Source organism: Sanguibacter suaedae, from assembly GCF_016342785.1.
Lineage (GTDB): Bacteria > Actinomycetota > Actinomycetes > Actinomycetales > Cellulomonadaceae > Sanguibacter > Sanguibacter suaedae.
The window spans coordinates 194,946-221,895 of the sequence record NZ_JAEINH010000005.1; the positions used below are offsets into that span (position 1 = coordinate 194,946).

Consider the following 26,950-nt stretch of genomic DNA (forward strand, 5'->3'; position numbering starts at 1 on the left):
GGTAGCGACGGTCAGTGGGTCTTGCCGACCTTCCAGTAGCCGCAGAACACGATGTTCTCCTTGGGGACGCCCGCGGCGACCCAGTGGCGGCGGAGCCCGACGGGCAGCGCGGACTCCCCCACCACCCAGCCGTAGAAGGGCTCGGTGGGCACGGGCAGCGCGCGGGCCGCCTCGAGGGCGGCGTGCCCGGGCTGCTCGTCGGAGCCGCCGCGGGCCACCCAGCGGACGTCGACACCAGCGGGCGCCTCGAGGTCCTGCCGGTCGTCGCCGGTGGGGATCTCCACGACGACGGTGCCGGTCGTGTCCGCGGGCAGGGAGCGGAGGATCCCTGCGACGGCGGGCAGCCCGGTCTCGTCGGCGACGAGGACCACGTGCCCCAGGGCGGGGTCGGGGGCGAAGCTGATGCCCTCGTCGAGGACGGCGACCACGTCGCCGGGGGCGCAGGTGCGGGCCCACGTGCTCGCGGGACCCGCGGTGCCGTGGGCGTCGTCGCCGTGGAGGACGAGGTCGACGTCGAGCTCCGGACCCTGCGGGCCGTCGTCCCGGAAGTCACGGACCGTGTAGTTGCGCAGCACGGGGCGTGACGTCTTGGAGATGGTGAGGAACTTCAGGTAGGCGAGGGTGCTGAGCTTCTGCGGGAGGCGTTCGAGGGAGTCCTCGGCGACGGGGATGAACAGGCGGAACCACTGGTCGAACCCCATGGGGCGGAAGCGGTCGATGTCGCGTCCGCCGAGGGTGACGCGCACGAAGCTCGGCGAGATGCGCCGGGTGGCGAGGACCTCGAGGACGAGGAGCTCGGACGTCTCGGGCTTGAGGCGGGTCTGGGTGGCGCTGGTGCGGGGCATGCTCGCTCCGTCGTCGAGGGTCAGGTAAGCGCAGCCTAACCTGCGTGCGCCGTGGGCAGAAGGGGTCGTGGACGCGCGCCCGCCGCGCACGGCCGCTTTGTAGACTCGGGGCTCGCCCTGTGCCGGACACTCCTCCGAGCTGCGCGCCCTTCCCTCGAGAGGTCCCCATGAGCCTGATCCGGCTGCACGACGTCCACGTCCGCTACGAGTCCACCCCGATCCTCCGTGAGGCGTTCTTCCGCCTCGACGCCGGCGACCGGGTGGGTCTCATCGGGAAGAACGGGTCGGGGAAGACGACGCTCCTCAGGCTGGCCCTCGGGCAGGTGGAGCCGGACTCCGGGACGGTCACCGTGGAGCAGGGCACGCGCATCGGGTACTTCTCGCAGTTCTCCGAGCTCGACGGGCAGGCCACCATCACGGAGGTCCTCGACGGGTTGTTCGTGGAGATCAAGGCCGTGGAGGCGGAGCTCGCGTCCATCGACGAGGCCATCGCGGCGGACCCGTCGGACGGCCCGGCCCTGGACCGGCTGGTGCAGCGGCAGGCGGAGCTGTTCGAGGAGATGGAGCGCCTCGACGGGTGGGACTACGGCCGGCACATCGACACCGCCCTGACGACCCTGGGGTTCGACGAGGCGCACCGCACGTGCCCCATCGACGCCCTGTCGGGCGGGTGGCGCAACCGTGCGGCCCTCGCGAAGATCGTCCTCGAACGGCCCGACGTGCTGCTCCTCGACGAGCCCACGAACTTCCTCGACGTCGCCGGTGTGGAGTGGTTGGAGGCGTGGTTCCGTGACTTCCGCGGGGCGGCGATCGTGGTGTCCCACGACCGGGCGTTCCTCGACGCCGTCGCGACGCGCACCGTGGAGGTGGAGAACTTCCACCTCCACGAGTACTCGGGGAACTTCGCCGAGTACGTGGTGGAGAAGCAGTTCCGGTTGAAGACCCTCGAGTCGCAGTTCGTGCACGAGTCCGAGCTGTTGGCGTTCGAGGCGGAGGGCATCGCGGACCGCCGCGAGGCCGCCCGGGCGGGCAAGGGCCTGGGGAACAAGCTGGCGAAGATCAAGAAGGCGCGGGCACCACGCCCGGTGGACCAGATCATCACGGAGATCTACGGCGGCCTGCACGTCAAGGACGTGCTGTGCCGGGTGGAGGGCCTGAGCAAGGCGTACGGCGACAAGGTCCTCTTCGACGGGTTGAGCCTGGAGATCCGGCGCGGCAACCGCATCGTGGTGACGGGCGCCAACGGCAGCGGCAAGTCGACGCTGCTCCGCGTCCTCACCGGCGAGGAAGCGCCCGACGCCGGTGAGGCGGCGTGGACCAAGGGCACCGAGACGATCTCCTACAACGAGGTCCTCGACGCCCTCGACCCCACGGACACCGTGAGCCACGCCGTGAACTCCATGCCAGACAGTCTGGCCCTCACCGCGACCCGCAAGTCCGTCAACCGGTTCCTCGCCATGTTCCAGTTCTCCGACGCGGACCTCAAGCAGAAGATCGGCAACCTCTCCGGAGGTCAGCGCGCCCGCGTCGCCATGGCCCAGTGCCTGCTGTCCGGGGCGTCCGTGCTGCTGCTCGACGAGCCCACCAACCACCTCGACCTGTCCAGCACCCAGGTCATGGAACGCGCCCTCGTGCACTTCCCCGGCGCCGTCGTCGTCGTCAGCCACGACCGCTTCTTCAGCGACAAGGTCGCCAACCGCACCATCGTCTTCGGGGCGCCCGGGGCCGGGGCAGGCGAAGTGGTGGTCAGCGCGGCGTAGGTGGGTGCACCGTCAGGCCAGGAGAGGCGAGGTGACTCCGCTCCACGAGACCGCGAGCTCGTCTCGTGCACGTGTCGAGGCGACGTAGAGCAGGGAACGTTCGCGGAGGATCGCGTCGTTCCATGAGCTCTCGGAGTACTTCTCGGAGCGCAGTCCTGCTGGGATGGAGCTTTCGCTCATTCCGAAGAGCAGCACGCGGGAGAACTCGGTCCCCTTGGATCGGTGCATGGTCATCACGACCGGCATGCCACCTTTGATCTCTTCGCGGTCGACGGCTCGTGCGCCCACTCCTCGTTCTCCGAGGGCTGCGACGACTTTGTCGCGGAGGAGTCGGTCGCGGACGAGCACCGCGATGGTGTCGGGGACGACCCCTCCAGCCAACCACCCCTTGATGGTGTCGGCGGCGTGGTCGTACTCCTCGGCGATTCCGGTGCAGGCACGCAGGGACGGGACGGGCCCTGACCGCGCGGACCGGTAGTCGGAGGACTTCTCCTGCTCGTCATCGAGGTCCGTGTAGGTTCCCGGTGCGAGGACACCGAGAGCAAAGGCGAGGTTCTGGGCGGTGGTGCGGTAGTTGAGGGTCAGTCGACGTGAGCGGCCGACGATCGCGATGCCGTATCGGGAGAGCACGACCTTCTGCCCGTAGATTCGCTGGTGGGAGTCTTCGGCGATGAAGAGGTCGTCCGGGCGTTGCTCGGGTCCGGCGAGGGCACGCAGCAGCCGCCATCGTGAGGGTGTGAGGTCCTGGCCTTCGTCGACGAGGACGTGGTCGGCGACGTAGCCGCTGCCGTTCACGCTGAGCGAGTTCAGGTGCTCGGCGGCGACTGCTGCGGCTTCGTCGAAGTCCATCTGACGGTCGAGCGCTCCGTGGTTCCGGTATGCGGCGATGACTCTCCACACTGCTCGGCGTCGGGCCCGGTCCAGAGAGACGCCTCGGCCGGGCCGGCGGACCTTGAGGTACTCGGCTTCGGTGGTGATCTGTGCCGGCAGCACGACGGTCGCGTACTCGGCGTCGAGGAAGGACGCGCTGCGCAGCTCCGTGGGGAGCTCGTCGCCGTGGATGTCGAGGACCTCGTTCCAGCGGGCGTTGCCCGGTCGGAGGGCACCGACACGGGCTCCTGCACCCAGGACCGCCGCGGCGGCGACGTGTCCTGCTTCACCCGCGTGCTTGAGGACTCGGGCTGCCAGTGCGTCGATTCCTGCGACGTAGACCCCGGGGTCGCCGAGGGTGTTGGACACGGTCAGCTGGGGGTCCAACCGGTAGAGGTCTCGCTTCATCGCGTCGGCGAGGTTCGTCGTGTACGTGGTGACGATGACGCGCCGGCCCTGGCCGCTTCTCGCCAGCGATCGCGCACGGTGCAGGACGACGACGGTCTTGCCTGTCCCGGCACCACCGGAGAGCCGGAAAGGGCCCTTCCACCGTCCCGTGACGTACCGGCGCTGCTCGGGGTGGAGGAACACCCGCCAGGAGCCGAAGTCTCCTTCGTCGATCGCGCGCCGCAGCTCGTCGTTGCTCTCGATGTACGTGAACGACAGCTTGGCGGCAGCGTGGTCGAGGCCTCTGAGGATGGCTTCGTCGTCGTTCGTGGAGGCTTCGACGGGCTGGTCCAGGGCGAGCCGCTCTCGCACCTCCGCAAGGTTGTGGCCGGAGGCGAGGTCGATCAGCGCCAGGCCTTGCCACTCGACCGCGCCGCCTGCGATCTCGAGGAGGTGGTCCTCGGTCGTCGCAGCGAGCGCGGCATCGGCGAGGTCCCGGTCGATCCCGAGGAGGTCGACGAGGTCGGTGCTCGTGATTCCGAGCGCGTCGAGCACGGGGTGGGGCGCATCGTCGACGGCCTCGACGACGGGTGGTTCGCGAGGTGCCTCGGCCGGGGTGTCGTACGTCGTCTCGCTCGTGGGTTCGACGGTTCGGATCTCGGTGATCCCGTTGACGGGGTTGACGGTGAGTGTCGTCTTCTTCGCGAGAGCGATGGCGTCGTCGTGGGGCCAGATGCCGTGGAAGACGTAGGTCGGTTCGGCAGCTCCGGTGATCTTGAACAGCACTGCTCGGAAGAAGTCGTCGACCCGTCCGGTGCGCACACGCTGGTCGACGGAGTTGTGGATGGGTTCGATGTGGAGACCCGGGGAGGCGTCGTTCTCGGTGAGCTTTTCGAGGAAGGCGTAGGCCTTCTTCTTCAACGAGGGTTCGAGCTTGTTGCTCGACTTGGACATGATGATGTTGGGCATCACTTCTCCAGGAGGGCGTCGCTGAGCGTGGGGCTATCGAGCGGAAGGACGGTCCATCCTGCGCTGACGAGGTCGGTGCGGTCTGTGTGGTCGAGGTCGTGGTCGAGTGCGACCTTCAGGGTGGGCCAGCACACGAAGACGGGGATCCCGTCTTCGACTTCTTCGCCGACCTCTGGCGCGGGGAGGCCGGCCCGTTCGAGCTGGACGAGCACCTCCCGTTCAGAGGCAGACAGGGGTGCGTGGCCCCCGGTTGCGGCGGGGTCGGCTTCGAGGATCACTCGCCACTCGTGGGCGAGGTCCACTCGTGGGCTTTGTCCGAGGGATGCGGCGGGGGTTCCGGTTGCTCCGAGGTCGATCTGGCTCAGGGCGCCGAGGACTGTGGTGTGCGTGCGTAGGTTGATGGCGTTCGACAGGTGGATCCAGCGCTGCCACGCGGCTCGGTGGTCGGGGCCGGTGACGGCTTCGTCGCGGTCGTCGAGGAGGATGGCGAGCTCGACGTTGCTGGTCTGCTCCTCCCCCTGTGCCCGGGCGAGGAGCACGAGCGGCCCTTCTCGCCATCTCCATGCGGCTGTCGTTCCCGTGATGTCGGGTTCTCCGAGGAGGTGGTGTGCGGCGTGCGTCTCGAGCGGTGTGTCGGCGTCGAGCATGCACTGATCAGCCATGGGCGCGAAGAACCACGGCAGGGTGTCGGCGAGCTGTCTCGTGCCGGTGGTGTCGGTCTTCTGGATCCATGCCATGAGGAATCCGATCGCTCCTCCGTTGGCGGCTTCGACAGCGGATGGCGGGAAGGTGAATCCGGCTTCCATGAGGACTTCGACGGTGTGCGAGGAGAGCCACGACGGAGCGAGCCCGTGCCCGGACCCGACGCCCGCTCCCGCCGTCTCGCTCGCTTCGAGGTCGGCGTGGGTGAGCGCAAGGACGACGTACCCCTCGTCGCGCAGCCCGGCACGCTTCTCGGAGTCGACGGCGATGATGTTGTGCGTTGGGCTCGCGTGGTAGAAGTGCCCGTCGGTGAAGATCGCCACGCGAGGGACGTTGGGGTCGTCGCAGCGCAGCACGAAGTCGGGCTTGACCGGTCCGAGGGGCAGCTCTGGCTCGAAGGACCAACGTCGTTGGCCGCCTGGGATGGTGATCTGCAGGGTGTTGCCGTGCGGCCCTGGAAGTTCTTTGACGGTGGCGCCGAGGGCTTGGAGTCGTCGTGTGAACAGGGTGCGGAACCGGATCTCGAGCGGCGAGGCGTGGGCTCCGCTCGGCGGCTCGATCTCGGTGACGTTCCACCCTGATGCGTCGCCGGGGGCCACGGCGTGGGGATCGTCGTCCTGACCGTCAGGGCCTGGCGTTCCACCGAGCAGGATGTCTCGGAGGTGACGTTCGGCGACGGTGCGCGAGACGGTGTCCGGCCGGTTGTCGGCGAAGGGCAGCAGGCACCGGTGGCAGGCGAGGCGGGACTCCTGCGAGCAGGGACAGTCGCGGAGGATCTGCCATGCGGTGGTGAGCACGTCCCACATCGTGTGGTGATCGCTCAGACCTGCGAGGTACCCGGTGCCGCCGGGGACCGAGTCGTGGAGGAGCAGGGCCCTCGCGGTCTGGCCCCCCGGGCCACCGGCGGTGGGTGGCAGTGGGTCGGCGATGAGCGACACCGTGATGTGGTCTGGCGAGCCGCCGAGGCGTTCGCGCAATCCCAGCATGACCGCGGCCGAGAGACTGGGTTCGGCGAACGTGTCCGCGCTGGTCACGGAGTGGGGTAGTCGGATGACGAGCCCTTGGGTCCGCAGGCTTCGGGAGAGCATGAGGTCGACTGTGCTCTCCTGGGCACTCGTCCGGTAGACGCACCAGGGTTTGTGCTCACGCGTGTTGTTGGTGCCGTCCCCTGAGCTGAGGTGACCGCAGGCCGCGCAGACTCGGAACCCGCCGACTGGGCACTCGTTCCCGGCCACCGCGAAGGTGGATCCGAGTCCTGCGAGCTTGCCGGTGTTGAACCAACGCACGTCGAGGTGGCTGAGGTATTTCACGCCGAAGTCGTAGCCGTCCACGAACCACTGCTTGACGATGGTGGTCGGGTCGATGTCTGCGGCGACGACGATGCTGTATCTCTGGCGAACGCGTTCGTCGCGGGCGTCACTAATGGCGGCCTCGTCGCGGCGCACCTCGGCGGAGACGCGCCGCAGCTCGAGCGCTCTGACGCGTTGCTTGGCGTCGGCGATGTCCAGGGAGAGGCAGCGCGGGCACTGCGTCGGTGCTGGCTGGGTGGTGTGGATCTCCTGGGCGTACCCGCAGCACGGGCACAGCGACCAGTCGCGGACGTCTTGTCCGTCGGGGCCGAGGTCGACGGTGTCGACGACGATCTCCATCCCCCGGGCGTAGAAGGTCGACCCGGGGGCGAGCTCGCGGAGCGCGTTCGCGGAGGAGCGCTGGTAGTCGTAGGCCTCGCTCTCGAACTTGCCGCTGTCAGGGTCGATCCAGGTCAGCGCGACATCGAGGGTCACCGAGTCGTCGAGGAGCGTGTAGTTGGGGAGGATTCCGTACTCCTCGAGGACGGCGATCCAGTGATCGCCCCGGAGGTCCTTGAGCTGGGCGCGGAGCAGCCGAAGCGTGCCCGCAGCGGACTTGGCCGCAGCCTTGTCATCGTCGTTCGCCGCGGGGAGGTCCGCGGCGACGTTGAGCTTGGGCAGGGCCTTCTCCAGCGCCGCGATCTGGTGCTTGAGGTCTTGCACCGCGAGGTTCCACCGCGCGGAAGCGGTCTCGAGGTGCAGGCGGATTCCGCTCGACCCTGTGTCGGCGGAGGGCGTGGCCCAGCGCCGCAAGAGTGCCACCGCATCGTCGCCGAGATCGGAGAAGGCGCCGAGGAACGTATCGAGGCGTTGTTCGGCTTCTGTCTCAGCGACGGTGGCGAGCTCCCCGAGGAAGGTCCCGGGGTCGGTCTTGCTGATGGCGGCGGTCGCCTTCTTGGGGTGGGGGCGTGCCCTGTCGCGCGCGAAGGCGTCGACCAGGTGGGCGGTGTACTGGCGGCGGAGGATCTCTTCGGCTGACAGGTAGGTGGCGGGAGGTCGCACCTGGCCGTTGATCATCGACAGGGGGTCACCGAGCCGCGGGAGGTGCTCGCCGCGTCCGGTGACGAACGCCAACGACAGGGCGTTGCCGGTGAGGCGCCCGGCTCGTCCGATGCGTTGCAGGTAGGAGGCGACGGTGCGTGGGAGCGATGAGAGGAGGACTGTCGAGAGGTCCCCGATGTCGATCCCCATCTCGAGTGTCGGGGTCGCGACGAGGACGTTCGGAGCGTCCGGGCTTGCTTCCCCGACCTTGAACTCGTTCTCATACCGCAGCCGTGTCTCGTCGTCGAGGAGGCTGGAGTGCTCTCGGGCGACGATCCGGCGCATGTCGGCGGAGGCATAGAGGGTGCGGTAGAAGTTGGTGTCCTGGCGTTCGGGGCGGATACGGCCGGGACACCGGCCGAGCATGCACGGTGCGCCGTCCATCTGTCCGTGGACCTCGACGGTCACGGGTACCTGGTGCCGGCACGTGTCGCAGACGAGGAGGTGCCTGCCCGCGGCAAGATCCTCGTCGGTTGTGGGGTGGACGACGACGCCGCTGGCCGGGATCGCGTACACGGTACCGGTCTTGGTGGGGAGAGCCGTGAGCACGCCCTCTCGCGTGAGTGCGTCGAGGAGCTGGCGGGCGAGGACTCCAGCGAAGTGCACGGGAACCGAGAGGGTGCGCGCGGTCCACTGGGTGTACCAGCTCTGCGGGCTGGTGACGGAGTCCAGGAGCGGATCCTTGGTTCCTGTGGCCGGTCCGGTGCGCGGGAAGGCTGGGGCGGAGCGTCCCGGCGGGAATGCGGGCATCCCTTGGTTCTTGGTGCGCCCGCCCCACAGGCGGTATCTGTTGCCGTCCTCGCCGATGTACTTGGCAAACCACTCGTGCTGGATCGCTCCGCGCTCGCGCATGCGCTCGAGGGTCCCGCGGACCCACCGGACCAGATCGGCGTCGCCAACGGTGACGAGGCCTTCACCGAGGTGTTCTTGGCTCGACCCATCGGTGAGGACACGACGCCCGATGGTTGCGAGCCGCGCGGGAGTACCTGCTTCGACGCCGATGGCTACCGACCCGGTGGCCTCGAGCGTGCGCCCGATGCGCGAGAAGAGGCCGACCTCGAGGATGGTGTCGAACAGCACTCGGCGCCGGACGTTCTTTCGCACCCCAACCGGAATGGTGAGCTGCCGGTCTGCCGTCCAGAACGTCTTGAAGCCGGTGGTGTCGACGAGATCGGGGTGCAGCATGCGGTATCGGCGGAAGGGGTCGTCACCGGCTTGTCGCATGGCTTCGTCGACGATCTCGTCGACGGATCGGGGCATGTCTCCGACGGCTGCGCGGAGTACTGCGCGCATGGTGAGTGTGTGGGATCGCGCTTCGACGAACCCGGCGCGGTGTGCGGCGTCCTGGACTGAGTCGGTGAAGACGAGGGCCTTCTTCTCTGCGGCGTCGAGCTGGGCGTCTCCGAAGAGCGTCGAGAGGGTCACGGAGAGCAGGGTGGCGATCGCGGATCCGAGGAAGCGGATTCCGTCGCGTTGCTGGCAGGAGGGGCAGTGGTCCTTCATGGAGAGGTCGTCTGCGTCTGGTCCCACCTGGGTGAGGACGGGGAGGATCCAGCCGTCGAGCAGGTCGGGGTCGTCGTCGGCGGGGGGCGCGGTGAGGAAGGTGCGCTGGCGGACATGGAGCCAGGCGAGGTTGGTGGTCTCCGGGTCTGGTCCGGCCTCGTTGAAGAGCGAGTGGTCGGCTTCTCCGGGTGCGAAGAGCAGCGCGCGGAACCGTCCTTTGCGTGATGCGTGGTTGCGGCGGATCGACGTGTCGTCCGTGTGCAGGTCGTGACCGACGGGTGCGAGCTCGACGCCCCATCCTGAGCGCCCGCAGTGCCGGCAGTACAGGGCGGGAAAGGCGGGGCGTCCTTCCCATGCGAAGGCGTCGGACTCCCCCAGTTCCACTCCCCCGTCGTCGCTCCACAGATATTTGGTGGTCGCGGCGGCGACACGGTCGATTCGGGTGAGCTCACGCACCCACATGTGGAGGTCCACGGTGAGCGCTGGGCGCCCGGAGATGGCGCGGACGTGCGAGAGGGCGGCGGTGAGGTGCACGAGCATCGCGAGGGCGTGCTCCGTGGTGATCGTCGTGCGGTGTTCGAGGAACAGCTCGTCGGCGAGGACGTCGAGGGCCTGGGCTTCGGAGGTAGCTCGCACGAGCTGCTGCACGGCGGGATGCGCTTTGGCGAGGTCGAGGAGTGACACGGAGCCAGCACCAATAAGGGCATGAAGTGTTGCTTGGTCGACGCCGAAGGCGGCAGCAAGGAACGTCGTGGCGAGGTCAGGGCTGTCGTGGACTGCGTCGAGCTTCTCGATCAGCTCGGGGTGGTCGAGGTCCGCGAGGGCGACGGGGCTCAGTCCTGCGGCGCGCACGCGGTGCGCAGCGGCGGCGTCTGCCCATCCGTCGAGGGTGAGTCTGGATTCTCCGACGACTGTGGTCGCGTCGAAGGTCTCACCGAAGACGGTGGTCGCGAAGTCGAGCATGACTTGCGGGTCGCCTTTGTCGCCGAGCGTCGCCGATGTGGCGATGGGCGTGATGCGACCGAGTGGGCGCGCGTGGTCTTCCGCTGAGAGGCCGGCTGCGTCGAGGGCATGGGCATCCGTGGGCCAGGACGCTTTGAGGGTGATACCGAGGCGCCGCAGCAGCATGGCGACGTCGGTGCCTTGCGCTCCGTCGTAGGTGTGGAACTCGTCGAGGACGAGGTACTGGAGCGACGTGGCGCTCTGCTGCCAGAGGTGGTGATCTTCGTGGCGGAGCAGGAGCTGGTCGAGCATCTTGTAGTTGGTGAGCAGGATGTCTGGCGGGGTGTCGCGGATGACGACACGGTCGGTGATGAGGCCCTCGGCGGTGACGACGGTGCGGACTTCGTCCTGCTGCCCCGTGTAGAGGGCGGCAGTCACACCGGCGAGCTCGGGGCGTGTGGTGATGAGCTCTGCCAGGCGGGCGGCTTGGTCGTTGGCGAGGGCGTTCATCGGGTAGAGGATGAGCGCTTTGATGCCGGGAGTGTTGTTGCGGCGCGCGCGGAGCACGTGGTCGAGGATTGGGAAGAGGAATGCCTCCGTCTTCCCCGACCCTGTGCCGGTCGTCACGAGAGTTGGCTCAGGGCGGCGTGGTTGGCCTGCGGGGGTGATGCTCACGAGCCTGCTGAACGCTTCAGCTTGGTGCCGGTACGGCGGGTAGGGCAACTCCCACGACAACAACCGGTCCCATCCGGGCGGGGCTGGTTGAAAGGGCAGCCGGAGCCGAAGGTAGGGGCCTTTGAAGATGCCGGAGGCCGGCTCGGTGAGGAAGTCGTGCAGGGCGCGGCGGGCGTCTGCATCGGCGAGGGCGAAGGTTGTGGTCAGGTAGTCGAGGAGGCCCGACTGGATTTGCTCAGCCTGCCGGGTGGGCAGCAGCTCGCTCATGCCTGAGCCGCCTCGAGATCTACGGCCTGACCCTGCTCTTCGAGGATCCGCTCGAAGTGTGTGTAGGCAGCTCGCATGTCTGCTTCTCGATCAAGAAAGGTGAAAGGCAGCTCGTAGACGTAGGTGTTGCCTGCCGGGTTCGTGGCGGTGCGCTCCTCGAGGGTGAGCGCGTCGCCCTTCTTCCGCCAGGCAGTGCGGACCGGTGTCGGGACAAGACGACCGTTGGCGTCGTAGAGGTAGTCGTTGCGGTCGTAACCGACGAGGACAGGGAACTGAGTGCGGTAGATCGAACACAGCTCGTCAGCGGTGACACCCAGCATGAGGGCAACGATCGCGTCGATCTCGACAAGAGCTTGGCGGCGGTCGATGGCGCGGCGGAGGGGGGTGTCGGAGGTCCAACGAGAGCCGACATCGCCAAGAGCTTCCGTGAGGCCACTTTTCGCGTGACCGATTATAGCCCATTGATCGCGGGAGAAGGCGCCATCATAGGCTCCTTCCCATAAGTCCGCATAGGCCTCGCTCACGCAGTTCAAGCGAAGCGACCTCAAACGTAGATTAGCACCGAACACGTGATCACCCACATAGGGCAACCGGCTTGCAGAGCCAATTCGGATCGTCGACTTGGGGGCAACCCGAATAGCAAAATCACTGAGCAATGATGACATAAAACCAGCAATTCCAGCCAGAGCAGCACCCGTGCCGCCGGGAAGCCCAGCCGAGTAGATTCCATCGACGTGCGCCGCGCCCGGCGGGATCATCGAAGGAATCAATGTTCGTTCACCAGTGTTGGCCGCCATGCAACGCCAGGCGACGCGGTAGTGGTCGCGGGCGGGGTTGGGTTCTTCTTCGGTGCCCCAGTCGGTGTAGGCGACGTCGTACTCGTAGTCGTCGCCCGCACGCTTGTAGGACGTGACCGGGATCGCGTCGGGAGCCAGGGTCTCGAAGTCTGTCGCCGACCAGTCGAGGTGGTGAAGCAACGTGGAGTTTGGATTCTTATATAGAGGGGTAGCAACATACAAGTGTGGACCCTGGAGGATCACGTCATCCCATGAGCCAGGGGCGCCCCACCGCGACTCAAAATAGCCCTTGGTGCGGTCGTTCTTCTCGTGCCAGCCGGACGAAAACTTCAGATCGAGAGTTCCGATGCGCGGCGCCTTCGAGAGCTTGCCCAGCACATCAGATACCGATCTATTGACGGTGTACAGCATGCGAGTGCGCATGACAGGGACATCCGTCGACTCGAGGACGGCGTGCCAGGTCTTCAAGACCGCCTCGTCCACGGTGATGACGCGACCAACGTGCGGCCGCTGATCCCACTTTCCTTCATCATCCTTAATTCCAGGCTCTACGCCATCGCCGTTGTGGGAAAGCGACCTACCGACCATGTCCGGATGATATAGAGATACCGCATGCAAGAAACTTACTGATTCCCGCTCCGGACCGTAAACATTCACTCCGTAAGTCTTCTGATGCTGTATTTCGAACAGGCTGAGCTCATTAATGAACTGCCAATGGCGCCGAGTGCGCCGGTACACCGCAGACCGCAGCAATCCAGCTTTTTCGTCTGTGAAGTGTGATTCTAGGTGAATCAACACCTGGACCCCCGTTGGCGCCCCATGACGCCATACCTTCTCCATGAAGCAGCGGTAGAGGTCGGGTTGCAAACCTGCTAGATGCGGATATTCCAACTCAGATCCCACGAATGCTGCAGTTGCTGTAACCTCGCTCGTCTCGTCGAGAACCAAGTCCTTGATCCCCGGGACGGTCAGAGTCTCGACGCGCTTTATCGCGCGGACCCGTTCGCTGGGTTTGAGCTCCAGCTGCCACCAGGGGTCGCCCTCAGCAAGCAGGGCGTCCACGTCGGAACGTGGCCGCACCCACGGCGGGTTCCCGACCTGGAGGTCGAACCCGCCGCGCGCGAAGACGGTTGCGAAGTCGAGCTCCCAGTGGAAGAAGCCCTGCTGGGCGGCGATACGCTCCGTGACCTGGAGCCACGGGTGGCGGGTCAGCACGCCCTCGACGTCGCGGGCACCGACAAAGCGCCGCTCGAGCTCCTCTGCCTCACCCAGCTCGTCCCAGCTCAGGCTAGACCCGAAGGTCGAGGACTGGCGGGGCTTCGCCAGCGCGGACTCCGAGTGGGACCCGAGGAGCTCCTGCAGGCCGGCGATCCACTGATCAACGGTGGGCGGCGCGACAAGGAGCTCCCCACCATCAGTCGTCACACGGCGCGCGTCCTCAGTCAGTGGCCAGAACCACAGGGCACACCAGGCATCCATGACTCGGCGCAGTCGCTGATAGGAGCCGTCACGGTCAGCGAGCGCCTCCTCGATCTCCTCCCGGCTGACGACCGGGCCGCTGTCAGACCCTGCGCCGGTCGTGTCACGGCCCCACACGTCGATCGAGCGGCGGATGGCGTCCTCAGCGATCTGGCGACGACGCAGGGCCAGCTGCCACAGCTCCTCGACGCGGTAGCCGAGGATGACCAAGGCGTCCAGCTGCTTCTTCGTGGGCTTGGTGAGAACAGACTTGCGCCACATGTTCAGCGCCGCACGGGCGTCCGGCGCCAGGTCCTTGGCTTCCTTCGCTTCGGTGGCCGACCCCCAACCAGCGGCAGGGAGCAAGAAGTGGTGGATCCGACCGGAAACCTCGGGGCCGACGGTGCCCTTCTCAGCATCAGCGGCGAGCGACACTACGCTCGCCTCGGTCGCAGCAGTCTTCAACCACGACTTCGCGACGACCTGCGCGAGGGAATAGGTGGCGCGGCGGGCGCCGATGAGGGAGTTGCCACGGCGCAGGTGCAGACCGAACCATGGCGCCTGCAATCCGGCGACCATCGTGTCGAGCCAGAGCGAGATCTCGGCGAGCTCGATCGCGGTCGCGTTGAGGTCCACCCCGTACACGTTGTGCAGTGCGATGTACGCCTTGGTGCGCTGCAGCTCGATCGGGTAGGCGTCGGGGTCGATCTTCTCGCCGAGCTCGCGCTGGCGCTTGGTGAGGTACTGCTCGGCGAGCTGTCGCACCGCCTCGATCGCGAACGCCCCAGAGCCCAGCGCGGGCTCACAGACCGTCATCGACAAGATGTCCTCGGCGGTGTGCTCGTCGGTCACGAGCTCCTCGAGAGCCTGCCCTACGGTGAAACGGGTCAGCACCTCAGGGGTGTAGTAGGACGCCGACTGCTGACGGTCACGGCCCGCCAGCCGGTAGACGAACGTCCCCGCTCGGTGGCGGACAGCCCGCTCCTCCCCCGTGGCCTCAACCTTCTCCATGACAAAGTCCTTGTCGGAGATGCCCGCGCTGCAAGCAACCGGGACCACCCACGAGCCCTTCTCCGCATCACCGCCCTTGGCCACCTCGAAGAGGTCCTCCGTCGCGAAGAACCCCGTGTAGCTCATGAGGCCCTCATACACCGCACCGAGCTGGTTGATGCCGAGCTCGGCGTACGAGATGAAGCCGCGGTCCTTGCCCCGTGACTCCTTGCTCAGCAGCAGCTTGCCCAGAACCTGCTGGAGGGCCAGGTTGCCCAGACCGACCTCGTCGATGAGGGCGATCGCTTCCGGGCGGAAGAGGTCGGCGCGCAGGCTGTTGAACTCCAGGCCCTCGACAGCGGAGCCACCCGCGGTGCCCTCGCTCACGCCCGCGTCGTCCGCACCCTGGTCACCATGCCCGCGATCGACCAGGTCGAACAGCACCCCGAGCGAGTCGAAGAGGTGCGTCCCGACCTCCGCCCGCGGGGTCGCCAGTTTGACCAGAGTCAGCTCACGCAGGCGATCGATGCTGTACCCCTGTTCGTATTCACCCGCCCCTACAGGAAGGACCTTGAGCTCAGGAGACGCCTCGGCGTAGAGGAGAAAGAGGATGCGGTAGAGGTACCGCAACGACTGGGTCGCGAGCACCTGCCCATACGAGGCATCGAGCGGACCGAGACCCTGCGCCGACCGTCGAGCGAGCACCTCGTTCGCGATGATCTCGATCGAGCGCCGCACCCCCTCCCGCAGGTCCTTCGAGACGCCGACCGTGTGCTTGACCGAAGCCTCCTGGACACCTGTCCACCAGATCACGCCATCGGCATCCGGAGCGAGTGACTCGACACCGACGCACGCGATCGCCCGGTCCAGCTCCCCGCCCCGCCTGGTGTCGTTGCGCTCGGCCACCAGCTGCAGGTCGACCGCCAGGTAGCGGCCCTCCGGCCACCGCTCCTTGTCCGTGATGAGCAGCCATCGGCCGGCCAGCACCAAGGCGAAGTCAGGTCCGTCGTCGCGCACGAAGAAGGCCGAGAGCAGACGCGACGCGGACGTGATCGCGGGCGCGTCGTCAACGGCGAAGGGCTCGAGGAGCGTGAGCGCGTCCTTCTCCAGCAGCTCCTCGATCGCCGCAACCGGCCGCGCCTCCACGATGATGAGCGGCGCACCGTCGCCAACCCCCGGAGTGGAGACCTTGCGGACACCGCACTCCTCCTCGATCACACGCCCAGGACCGGTGTACCCGAGGACGTCGAGCAGGCGGGCGTAGACGTCATGCACCGCGTCGACACTGACAGCCACGCCACCCTCAGGAGTGAGGAGACCACCCAGGAGCGTCTCGATCTCCCCGCGCGCCCCCGTGAAGACGGCCCGGGCGGACACCCCGTGCTCGGTAGCATCCCAGGCCTTGCGGCGTTCGAGGACCTTCGCCTGGAAGGACTCCTTCGTCGCATCGGTCGTGAAGTAGTGCTCGGAGATCCAGTCCTCACCGATCACCAGGGCATCGCTGGCCGCCATCAGTTCGTTCCTTCGTTCGACTCGACCGCGTGGTCCAACGGCACCAAGACCACCAGAGGGCGCACCAGGCGCTGCGAGGGAGCCATCTGCTCCACGAGCTCGCGTTCCTTCTCCACGCTCACGCGACGGACCTTGAGGTCCGAACGTTGGATGAGGGCATCAGCCTCGTCCTCCCACGTGGAGAGACGGTGCGACCACTGATCCACCCGCTGGGCAGCAGAATCGGAGGCGGCTGCGAACAGCTGCTCCATCTCGACCTGCGCGGCACGGACCGCGGGAGCAACCAGAGCCGTCAAGGCATCCACCCCAGCCACCGCTCCATGGTTCGAGCGCCGCTCGTGGAGCCCCACCGACGCGAGCATCTCCGCAGACGACGAGAACTGCGTCTGCAACGCGAAGTCGGTGTTCGTCGGGTTCGGGAACTCCACGGACGCGAAGGACGACGCAACCATCTGCCCACGCCTGTTCGTCAACGTCCCGACCAGAAGAACAGTCGGATGGTCGACCGGTCCGCGAACCGCGAAGACCGAATCCCGATCCAAGCTCGCCAGCGCGCGGTCAGCGGCCCAGTCGAGGACCGGGTGCAACGCACCGAGGTAATGCGCCTCCGGCCACGTGGACCCCTCGTCCTGCAGCGCACGCGCAAGCGTCTCCTTGCCCCGCGCCTTCGTCACAGCAAGCATGAAGCGCTCAGTGACCTTCCGCTCCGACAGGTAGCTCTGCGGCAAGTCCTCGAGGCGGCGCGCCAAGTCTGGGGGCGGAGTCAGCTCCACCAGGGAGTGCGTCGGATGCTCGGACCACCCCACCCCGCCCGGCAGAGCGTGCGCCGGGGATGCGTACGACTCGGTGAGGGCATCGCGAAGGAAACTCAGGTCGTCAGGGTAGAGACCCGTCGAGCCAGCCTGGGGCCCGGTCTGCACGATCCCGGCAGACGGCGTCGCGCTGGCCGAGGCCGACTTGTTCAGGCGGGCGAAGAGCCCTGCGACCGTACCCTGGGAAGCAACCTGATCGGCATCGTGCACCACCGTCTCAAGAGCCACGTCGCCAGCCAAGACGCTACGGATCGCCTTCTCCTCGGCCTCCACGTCGTACTTCCCCATGAGCGACGCCGCGTCCCCCAGCGCACTGTGCGCCTCGTGCTCCTTCTCGATGAGCTTGGTGAGGACCCGGACGTCACCGGAGAAGTGACCGCTCGTCGGCTCGAGGAGCAAGGACGTGATCTGCGGTGAATGGCGCTGGCCGTACCGGTCGATGCGGCCGTTGCGCTGCTCGATGCGGATGAGGCTCCACGGGATGTCGAAGTGGATGAGCTCGTGGCACTGCAGGTGCAGGTTCACGCCCTCCGACGCGACGTCTCCGGTGACCAGGACGCGGATGTCCGAGGACGCCTGCTTGAAGGACTCGATGATCGCCATCTGCTCGACGTCCGTCAGGCCACCGTGCAGCACCTGGACCTGATCGGCAGACATCTTGAGGTCCTTGCGCAGCCGGTCCCGCAACCAGTGCAGTGTGGGAACACGTTCAGCAAAGATCACCGCTCGTTCCGGCGTGCCCTTGGCAACCCCGATCCGGTGCAGCTCGTCGAGCAGCGCGTCGTACTTGGCTGAGGTGCCGCTCACCGCCGTCGTGCTCAACGTGAGGAGGCGCTCCAGCGCCTCCTTCTCCGGGTTGGTGTGCCCGGATGCGGGCTTGATGCGCTTGAGCCGCTCGGTGACGGTGGCCGTGAGAGCAGCCGGGGAGGAGAGGAAGGCCTTCGCGAGTGTCCAGGGGAAGAGCGAGTTGCTCGCCCCCGGTGCGCTACCGGACGAGGGGTGCAACCACGTGTCGCTCAGCTCCGTCGCGATCGCGTCCTCGACCGGGGAGGCCTGGACCAGGCGATTGACAGGTTCCTTGCGTGGCGCCCACGCTCCACCCACGACCTTTGCGACCTCGGGGCTGTTGCGGTGACGACGCACCACGAGGCGCTTGACCTCGTCCTCGATGACCTTGCCGTCCGGTGCCACAGCGGTCGGTTCGAGCAGGCGGATGAGCTCGGCGAAGGACTCAGCTTTGCCGTTGTGCGGGGTCGCAGAGGCCAGGATGAGCGCCTCGGTGTTGGGGGCGAGGATCCGCGCGAGTCGGTTGTTCTGCGCGGAGGAGTTGGTGATGTTGTGCGACTCGTCGATGACGACCGCATCCCAGCGTTGCTTGCGCAGGTGCTGGATGTACTTCTCGGACTTCAGCGTGTCGATCGAGATGATGACGCGCTTGTAGAACGCGAAGGCGTTGCGCGTGGCCGGCAGCTTCTGTCGGATGCGCTGGATGCCCTGGCTGTCCAGCCGGATGAACGGCAGCGCGAACCGCGACCACATCTCGTGCTGCATCTGCTCGAGCACGTGGCGCGGGGTCACGATGAGGATCCGGTCACCTCGACCGCGACGCACCAGCTCGGAGAGAATCATGCCGATCTCGAGGGTCTTGCCCAGGCCCACAGCATCCGCCAACAGCACCCGAGGGCGCAGGTTCGACGTGTCGAGAGCCTTCCGGACCGCGATTCGCTGGTACTCCAGCGGGTCCGCGAGCGCAGCGTCAGCCACGGTAAGGGAGTCGTCGTCCAGCGGGATGGCGGTCTTGCGGAGGGTGGACTCGAGCCAGAGGCGCGCCCTGCGGTACTCAGACGACGCATCGGCCTTCACCGTGGTCGCCGACGGGTCGAACGGCACGATGGTGTCGAGGCTGTCGTAGAACATGGCCGTGGTGTCACGCACCAGCTCTGAGAGGCCCTGGACCGTGATGAGCGGGCCGTCAGCCGTCTGGTCCACGCCGGTGACCAACCAGTCCTCGTCGCGGACCCGGACCACCGATCCCGGTGCGACGTTGAGCGTGGTGACGGTCCCGGCAGCTGCACTCATGCACATGATCCTTGCTCTGGCGACGCGGACGCGTCATCTCCCCTGATCCACGCCCCTCGATGGTCGCCGATAACAGGCTGACCACAGGGAACGTTCACAACGCACTCTATCCACAAGGAGAGGCCGTACGGTTCAGGCGCCATGAGGAGAACCGCGTCTCACCCGGTACAGCTGCTGGCTGCTCCAGGGGTGATTCACCCCAGCTCCATCTGAGCAGCTCTACACGGCGTCGGTGGATCCCACTAGCCTTCCGCATATCCCCCAGGAGGCAGAATGTCGACCACGCACCCCGAGATGCTTGCTGAACAGGCATACCTCGACGCGGCGCACGAGCAGCTCAACCGAGGCCACGCCGATGCGGAGGTGAGCCTGCAGACGTTCGTTCCGGGCGACCGAGCAACGAAACGCGCGCTGCAGCGTGCTCTCGACATCCTTCGAGATTCACGCGGAACCGGTGCTCTCATCTTCGGCCGGTTCGATCGTGACGGTGAGTCCCTCTACGTCGGGCGCAGACGGGTCCACACCGACGACAAGGATCTCCTCGTCGTCGGCTGGCACGCACCCGCGGCTGCTCGCTTCTACGAAGCGACTCCCGACGAGCCGCTCGGTCTGGAGCTCAAGCGAACCTTCATCGAGGAAGATCGCAGATTCGTCCGCATCGTCGACGAGATCCTCGCCGGGTCGGCCGCCGAGGCGAGCGGGCCATCCTCAGCAGGTCCCATGATCAGTGATGCCCTGCTCACGGAGCTGGAGCGATCACGCGACGGTGCTATGCGTGACGTGATCGCCACCATTCAGGCTGAGCAGTACCGGATCATCCGCCACGAGAGCCGCGGCACCGTCGTGGTCCGCGGCGGGCCCGGCACCGGAAAGACGATCGTCGGACTGCATCGTGCAGCATGGCTCGCTTTCAACGACATCTCCCTGCGCCGGACCGGGATGCTCGTCGTCACCCCGACGGTCACGCTGCTGAGCTACATCAGCGGCGTGCTGCCTCACCTCGACGTCAAGGACGTCATGCAGGGCGACCTCGCCGGCCTCTACGGTGGCGACGCTCAGCTCCGCTCGGTCGAGAAGGGGATCGTCGCGCGCACCAAAGGATCCGCGCAGATGGCAACCGTCCTGGCACGCGCCCTTCAGCAACGAATCGGGTCCGGACAGGACGCGATCGACATCCCGGTGGGCGGCGATCGCGTCCACCTCTCGGCCGTCACGATCGACTCGGTCCTCGCAGACGTCCGCGCCAGGGATCTCCCCCACAACGCGGCCCGCGAGCTCCTCCGCGATCGTTTCGCCGCCGAGATCCACCGCGCCTACGTAGCCCAACGCAAGGAAGCCCAGCGCCCGGCTGTGGCCAACGAGGCGACGATCCGGCGTCTCTCGGCTTTCACCAACGCCCTCGACAGACTCTGGCCGACCTTCAGCCCAGAAGAACTCCTTCGCAGCCTCTACGGAACGCAGGCCTGGCTCGTCGGAGCCGCCGCCGAGGTCCTCACCGCCGACGAACGGGCGGCCCTGTACCGCGCCCCGCAATCCTCGATCGCAGACGAACCATGGACACTCGAGGATCTCTACTGCCTCGACGAGCTGTCGTTCCTCCTCAACGGCGAAGTGATCACGTACGGGCACATCGTCATCGATGAGGCCCAGGATCTCTCCCCGATGCAAGCACGAGCGCTCGCCCGCCGCTGCCCATCAGGCTCCTTCACCATTCTCGGTGACCTCGCCCAGGCCACCGGACATTGGAAGCGCGACGACTGGAGCGAGCTCACGGATCATTTCTCTCCAGCGGTCTCAATCGAAGAGCTGACGATCGGGTATCGCGTCCCGTCCTCAGTCCTCGAGCTCGCCGCGCGCCAGCTTCCGCTGATCGCTCCGGGACTGACCGCTCCTCTGTCCGTGCGTGATGGGCTGGACGAACCCAGCGCGACCTATGTACCTGACGCCAGCTTGCTGCTCACCACTGCGTGGGCTGAAGCAGAAGCGCTCGTGAAGCTGAGCATGTCTGTCGCGATCATCATCGAGGATTCCACCTACCACCAGGCCCTGGAGGCTCTCAGAGCCCTCGGACCGGTGGGTGACGGCCTGGCCGGCGAGTTCAACGAGCCAGTCTCCCTGGTGCCGGCGAGTCACGCGCAAGGACTCGAGTTCGACGCCGTGGTGCTGGTCGAGCCAGCAGCCATAGTCGACGGTGACGGGCAAGGGCGACGCGCGCTCTACGTCGCAATGACCCGATGCTCGCAGACCCTCCGGATCGTTCATCAGCACGAACTCCCCCTCGGACTCGAGGCGCTCGACGGCACACCACCGTCCGCCTTCCTCGAGGATGCGCCAGACGAGCCACCTACAGTTCATCCAGACCCTGACCGAGAACACCTTCGGGACCTGATCGATCAGCTCGACGAACCAGACCTCACCCTCGTGCTCCAGCTCGTGTCCAGGCTGCTGAGCCCGACCGACAGACCACTCCTCACTCTCCCGAAGGCGCAGCTCGACCGATGACGCAGACGACCTCAGAAGCTCTCCTGAACGACAAGCTCCACAAGCAGCTTGACGTGTGGCGTACCAATCTCGTCGCGACCGATCGCCGTCAGAGGCTGCTCTACTTCCGGCACACGGCCAGCGCTTCTCTCGAGATCATCAAGCCCGGCGTCCACGACGCGCTGCAGTTCGTGAGCCAGGGAACGACATTCGCCGCCATCGAGGTGGACGACGACGACAACGATCAGGTGGACGACTTCGACGACCTCGATGACTGCCTGATCGTCAAGGGAAAGACCGCGAGCCAGCTCAAGGCAAGCCTCCGACGGCTCGACCAGACTTCTCAGCAGATCTTCGCCGACCGAGGGGTGTGGACCCTTTACCTTGGACTCGGAATCCTCGACTGGAGAGACCCACAGGACGACAAGGTGGTCAGCAGTCCACTCATCCTCGTCCCGGTGACACTGCACCGAGACTCACCGAGCGTGCCCTACAAGCTCAAGCGCACATCGGACGATGCGGTCCTCAACCCCGTGCTGACCTTGAAGCTCGAGAGCGACCTGGGCCTCGAGCTTCCCCCTCTCGACCCCGAGGACTTCTCGGTCGAAGCAGTCTTCGACTCGGTCCGCGAAGCAGTGAAGAACCATCACGGATGGGCTATCGCTCAACGCACCGTTCTGACGACCTTCACATTCCAGAAAGAAGCGATCTACCGTGATCTCAAGGATCACGAGGAGGAGATCCTCGAGAGCGGGCTGGTGCAGCTCCTGGCGCTCGGCCCCGACTCCCCCTCCGCGAGCAGCTTCGGGTTCGAGCCTCCCTCCGACGAGATGCTCGACCATTCCGCTCCCCCGGAGACGCTCCACAACGTCCTCGACGCTGACAGCAGCCAGCGTCGATGCATCATCTCGGCTCGCGATGGGCACAGCTTCGTCATGGACGGTCCACCCGGGACCGGCAAGAGCCAGACCATCGCCAACATCATCGCCGAGCTCATCGCGAACGGAAAGACCGTCCTCTTCGTCAGCGAGAAAGCTGCGGCTCTCGACGTCGTCCGCAATCGCCTCGCGCACGTGAACCTGGACGGCTTCGTGCTCGAGCTCCACTCCAGCGCGACAACTCGGAAGCAGTACGCCGACACGATGGGTGCTGCGCTCACGACCCGCCTCAAGGTCAGCAGTGCATTCTCGTCCTCCGACGCCAACAACCTCGCACGTCTGCGAAGCAATCTCACAGACTTCGCCCAGGCGATGAACGAGATACGCCCCTCTCTCGGACGGAGCGTCCACTGGGCGATCGGCCGCCTCGCCCAGCTCGACGAATATCGCGAGTTCAGTCTCCGCGGCAAGAACGAGTGGGGTGAGCTCTCCGACGACCGCCTGACCCTCATCACGACAACGGCTCGTCGATTGTCAGAGGTCTGGAGCCCTGTCACCCGCGGCGACGACTTCTTGTGGCGAGACCTTGTGCTCACGTCGCCGAGTCCCGGTGAGATCGAACGCCACAGGCGGCTGTCGTCAGACTCGCACCAGGCCGCCGAGGAGCTCGTCAAACTCCTGGACGCCATCGACGGGGACACGAAGCTCGCCTCGTCCCGCACAACGCGATCTGCGCACGACCGGTGCATGCTGCTCAAGCACCTCGAGGACAGGCCAGACGGAATCCCCCACCAGTGGCTCTCTACTCAGCGGTGGAGCGAGCTCGTCGCCAGAGCCTCGACCTTGCGCGAACGAACTGAGGACTACCTGGAGCGCGTCTCACGTCTCGAGGAGCGTGCCGGTCCCGGATGGACCGAGCTCGACTTCGAGAACGCTGCATCCATCGAAGGTCTCCTCCAACCCGCACCGCTCTGGCACGCTGCCGAGAACACTCCCTCCACCACGGTCAGCGCAGCCGTCTCCTTCGCAGGAACCGCACCACACGACCTCGCCCCCATGATCGAGCACGCACGACGGCTCGCTGCACTGTTCGGGGTGTCACCCGACCACCTCTCCATACACCGGGTGGTGGATCTCGTCCGCCTGGCCCAGCTGTCCACGTCGACGGCCCTTCCAGAACCCACCTGGCTCAACCCCTCTGTGACAAGAGCTCTTGATGAGTCGCGCCGAGTTCTGGAGGAGCTCGTCGAGCTGGTCCGCTCATGGCAGTCGAACCTCAAGCAGACCTTCACCGACGAGGTACTCACGCTCGACGTCAACGCCATCAAGGTCCGTCTGACAGAGACGTACACCGGACATCGCCGGTGGGCCAAGCAGGCACGCGCAGACCGCAAAGCCCTCAAGGCCGTGACAGTGGGCGGCAAGGTCAATAAGCAGGTGCTGAGCATGCTCGACGCAGCCATCGCATGGAAGTTGGCCGACCATGCGCTCTCGACGAGCGAGCACGACCACGCTGACCGGCTCGGAGGCTATTACCGACGAACCGAGACCGACTTCGCAAGGGTCAGTGACGCAGTCTCTGTCGCACAGGAAGCGCTCCGTCTTGCGGGATCTGACCTCGACGCGACTGCGCTCTCTCGCCAGCTGTCCACAGCGGGAAGCCCAGACCCCCTCCTCGTTAACACCGCAGAGAAGCTCCAGGCACTCGTGACCGCGTGGGAGGCGTCCGCCATATCCACCGTGGGGCTAGATACGACCACCTCATGGAAGTCCATACCCATCCCAGAGCTCGCCGAAGGCCTGCTGAGCCTCCACGGCACGATGGGTGCAGGGGCACGAGGGCTGGCAGACGCCGCAAGAACAGCGAGCAAGGACCTGACTGTTCGAGAAGCACTCTCGTTGCTCGACGACGCACGTGCGGCCACCGAGGTTTCCGCTGAGCTCCTGAACACGTTTGAGGGCGACTCCGCACTGCTGGGGTCCCTGTACAACGCATCCGAGACCGAATGGTCGGATGTCGACGCAGCGCTCACGTGGACAACACAAGCCCGAGACCTTCTCGTTGATCCCGTCGCCCCCATGGCCGCTGAGGCACTCGGCGCTCTCGCCATCCGATCGACAGATCTCGAACCCCTGCTGGCCAGGTGGACCCAGAGACGCGACGCCTTCCTCGGCCTCTTCACGGACTCTCGTCGGATCGAGCTCGCCGCGGAACTCGACGATGATCTCCACGACGCGATCGAGCTCCTGACCGACATGGCCGAGGCAGCAAGGACCGAGATCGACGAGTGGTGCGAGTACCGACGGCATCGTGAACTCTTGGAAGAGATTGAGCTCAACACCATCCTCGATGAGCTCGTCACCCGACGAGCACCTGCGTCGTTCGTCGCGCCAGCTGTCGAGTTCGCCGTCCTCCAGGCGTGGGCCGACGCGACGATCCACTCCGACACTCGGCTCCGCGACTACCGCGCCAAGGACCGAGATGCGTTGGTAGCCCAGTTCCAAGAGCTCGACACCCGTCTGATCTCAGAGAGCTACGCAAGGGTCGTCGATGCCTGTAACCGTCGCCGGCCGAGCTCGATCGGCAGCCGAGGAACCCAAGTGATCAATAAGGAGGCGGCGAAGAAGTCCCGTCACCTCCCGATCCGCACCGCTCTGGCGGACGCGGGGGACGTCGCCCTAGAGCTCAAGCCGTGCTTCATGATGTCGCCGCTGGCGGTCTCCCAGTACCTACCCTCCGCTCTGAAGTTCGATGTCGTGATCTTCGACGAGGCGTCGCAGGTGCTGCCCTCCGACGCGATCAACTGCATCTACCGTGGGCGGCAGCTCATCGTCGCCGGTGACGACAAGCAGCTCCCCCCGACGAGCTTCTTCAGCACCGGCGGGTCTGACGAAGAGAGCGACGACGAGGGCTTCGACGACTTCCAGTCCGTCCTCGACCTGTGCAAGGGGTCAGGGGCGCTCCCCGCGCTGCCCTTGTCCTGGCACTACCGGAGCGACCACGAGAGCCTCATCGCTTTCTCGAACTACAGCTTCTACGGCGGCAATCTGCACACGTTCCCCGGAGCACACATCAGCGGTGACTCCGTCGGCGTCACGTCGTACCACGTCCCGAACGGCGTCTACAAGCGCGGTGCGAGCCGGGACAATCCCATCGAAGCAGTAACCGTCGTCGATCGGATCCTGTTCCACGCAACCAACCATCCTGAGCTCTCGCTGGGTGTAGTGACGTTCTCGAGCGCACAGGAAGACGCGGTACTGCGCGAGATCGAGATGCGATCTGCGAAAGACCCCGTCCTCTCGGACCTGCTCAACGCGCACGACCGTCTCGACGGGTTCTTCGTGAAGAACCTGGAGAACGTGCAGGGTGACGAGCGAGACGTCATCATCTTCAGCATCGGGTACGGTCCAGACGAGAATGGCAAGCTGACGAACACCTTTGGGCCGCTCATCCGCCCCGACGGGTGGCGCCGTCTCAACGTCGCGATCACCCGCGCACGTCAACGGGTCGAAGTCGTGTGCTCCTTCGCGCCGGAGAGCATGCCTTCCTCATCGAACCCAAGCATCCGCCACTTCCAGCGATACCTTGACTACGCTCGGCGCGGCATGCCTGCGTTGGCGCTGGATCTCGACCAGTCCGAGGGTGACGCAGAGAGCGTCTTCGAAGAAGATGTCATCCGCGAGATCCGTGCGATGGGTTACGTGGCGGTCCCTCAGGTGGGCACAGCTGGCTACCGGATCGACATCGGTGTCAAGCACCCCGATCAGCCCGGGCGCTATCTCCTCGCCGTAGAGTGCGACGGCGCCGCATACCACTCATCAAAGGTGGCGCGGGACCGTGATCGCCTCCGGGAAGGTGTCCTCCGCCGGCTGGGCTGGACCGTTCACCGCATCTGGGGCATCAGCTGGGTCCGTGACCGAAAGACTCAGATCGACCGCCTGAGGACAGCTATCGAAGACGCTCTCACCGCTCCAGAGAGCACCGTCCGCCCAGTGACCGTCTCCGCGAGCGCGCCTCCCACGATCGAGAGCGTAGATCTCGATGCCGCTCCAGAATGGGCGGTTCCCTATGACCTCGATGTCAGCTACGGGTATCAGTATGTCGATGATCTTGCGGGCGCCGAAGCCCGACCGCTTCTCCGCGACTACCTTCAGCGATTGATGAAAGCGGAAGCGCCGATCCACGAAGCGGTGATCCACCGCCACATTCGCGAGGACTGGTCCGTCGGACGCATCGGCCACCGGATTCGCGACAACATCGACCAAGCTCGAGCGAATGCCCGGGTCGACGGAGCAAAACTGACAGTGGACGCGACCGGGATCTGGCGGATCGCCGGCGCACCGACTCCGGCCCCTCGGTACCCGGCAGACCTCAAGAGCGTGCGCAAGCCTCGCGAGGTCGCTATCGAAGAGATCCAGAGCGCTTTGGTCCGGCTCGTCGAGGACGCCGTGTCAGCAGACGAGGACATCCTCGCTCAGCGGGTCGCCAAGATCTTCCGTTGGAACAACACGCAGGAAGTTCAGAGGAAAATCAGCGACGCCCTGTGGGACCTCGTTTCGAACGGCACCCTCGCGAGAAAACAGACCGGGAGCCTGTACAAAAAATAAGTCGTCGAACACCCGCTATACGATA

At 66.1% G+C, this 26,950-nt stretch carries 8 protein-coding genes; 3 read left to right on the plus strand and 5 right to left on the minus strand.

The genetic code is table 11. The annotated features are described in order from the left end of the window. Positions 1 to 11 precede the first annotated feature (11 nt). Positions 12 to 845 (minus strand): siderophore-interacting protein, encoded by an 834-nt coding sequence (locus JAV76_RS08135; protein ID WP_198733537.1) that lies wholly within the window; start codon positions 843 to 845, stop codon positions 12 to 14. Between the two features lie 167 nt (positions 846 to 1,012). On the opposite strand from JAV76_RS08135, the gene JAV76_RS08140 reads away from it, so the two are divergent. After that, positions 1,013 to 2,605, plus strand: a complete 1,593-nt coding sequence (locus JAV76_RS08140; RefSeq protein WP_198733538.1) for an ABC-F family ATP-binding cassette domain-containing protein — start codon at positions 1,013 to 1,015, stop codon at positions 2,603 to 2,605. 12 nt (positions 2,606 to 2,617) lie between these two features. Here the strand turns inward: JAV76_RS08140 and JAV76_RS08145 are convergent, their stop codons facing one another. From JAV76_RS08145 to JAV76_RS08160, 4 genes are read right to left on the minus strand one after another with little or no spacing between them, the layout of a single operon-like run. Beyond that, entirely contained in the window at positions 2,618 to 4,831 is a 2,214-nt protein-coding gene (locus JAV76_RS08145; RefSeq protein ID WP_198733539.1) for a UvrD-helicase domain-containing protein, read from the minus strand. Then, positions 4,831 to 11,310, minus strand: coding sequence for a DEAD/DEAH box helicase (locus JAV76_RS08150; RefSeq protein ID WP_198733540.1), 6,480 nt, complete (start codon positions 11,308 to 11,310; stop codon positions 4,831 to 4,833). Before JAV76_RS08150 ends, JAV76_RS08145 begins: the two co-directional genes overlap by 1 nt. Beyond that, positions 11,307 to 16,067 (minus strand): DNA methyltransferase family protein, encoded by a 4,761-nt coding sequence (locus JAV76_RS08155; protein ID WP_198733541.1) that lies wholly within the window; start codon positions 16,065 to 16,067, stop codon positions 11,307 to 11,309. Before JAV76_RS08155 ends, JAV76_RS08150 begins: the two co-directional genes overlap by 4 nt. Further along, complete coding sequence (locus JAV76_RS08160) at positions 16,067 to 18,958, minus strand: SNF2-related protein (RefSeq protein WP_198733542.1); 2,892 nt, start codon at positions 18,956 to 18,958, stop codon at positions 16,067 to 16,069. Before JAV76_RS08160 ends, JAV76_RS08155 begins: the two co-directional genes overlap by 1 nt. Before the next feature lie 273 nt (positions 18,959 to 19,231). Between JAV76_RS08160 and JAV76_RS08165 the strand changes: the two genes are divergently transcribed. Both JAV76_RS08165 and JAV76_RS08170 read left to right on the plus strand, forming a co-directional pair. Continuing rightward, complete coding sequence (locus JAV76_RS08165; protein ID WP_198733543.1) at positions 19,232 to 21,460, plus strand: HelD family protein; 2,229 nt, start codon at positions 19,232 to 19,234, stop codon at positions 21,458 to 21,460. Continuing rightward, on the plus strand, positions 21,457 to 26,925 hold the full coding sequence (locus tag JAV76_RS08170) for a DUF3320 domain-containing protein (protein ID WP_198733544.1): 5,469 nt from the start codon (positions 21,457 to 21,459) through the stop codon (positions 26,923 to 26,925). Before JAV76_RS08165 ends, JAV76_RS08170 begins: the two co-directional genes overlap by 4 nt. Positions 26,926 to 26,950 lie beyond the last annotated feature (25 nt).

Excerpts from the sequence above, each read along its gene's own strand:
- JAV76_RS08135 (WP_198733537.1), bottom strand. The coding sequence starts at position 845 with ATGCCCCGCACCAGCGCCACCCAGACCCGCCTCAAGCCCGAGACGTCC.
- JAV76_RS08140 (WP_198733538.1), top strand. The coding sequence starts at position 1,013 with ATGAGCCTGATCCGGCTGCACGACGTCCACGTCCGCTACGAGTCCACC.
- JAV76_RS08145 (WP_198733539.1), bottom strand. The coding sequence starts at position 4,831 with ATGCCCAACATCATCATGTCCAAGTCGAGCAACAAGCTCGAACCCTCG.
- JAV76_RS08150 (WP_198733540.1), bottom strand. The coding sequence starts at position 11,310 with ATGAGCGAGCTGCTGCCCACCCGGCAGGCTGAGCAAATCCAGTCGGGC.
- JAV76_RS08155 (WP_198733541.1), bottom strand. The coding sequence starts at position 16,067 with ATGGCGGCCAGCGATGCCCTGGTGATCGGTGAGGACTGGATCTCCGAG.
- JAV76_RS08160 (WP_198733542.1), bottom strand. The coding sequence starts at position 18,958 with ATGAGTGCAGCTGCCGGGACCGTCACCACGCTCAACGTCGCACCGGGA.
- JAV76_RS08165 (WP_198733543.1), top strand. The coding sequence starts at position 19,232 with ATGTCGACCACGCACCCCGAGATGCTTGCTGAACAGGCATACCTCGAC.
- JAV76_RS08170 (WP_198733544.1), top strand. The coding sequence starts at position 21,457 with ATGACGCAGACGACCTCAGAAGCTCTCCTGAACGACAAGCTCCACAAG.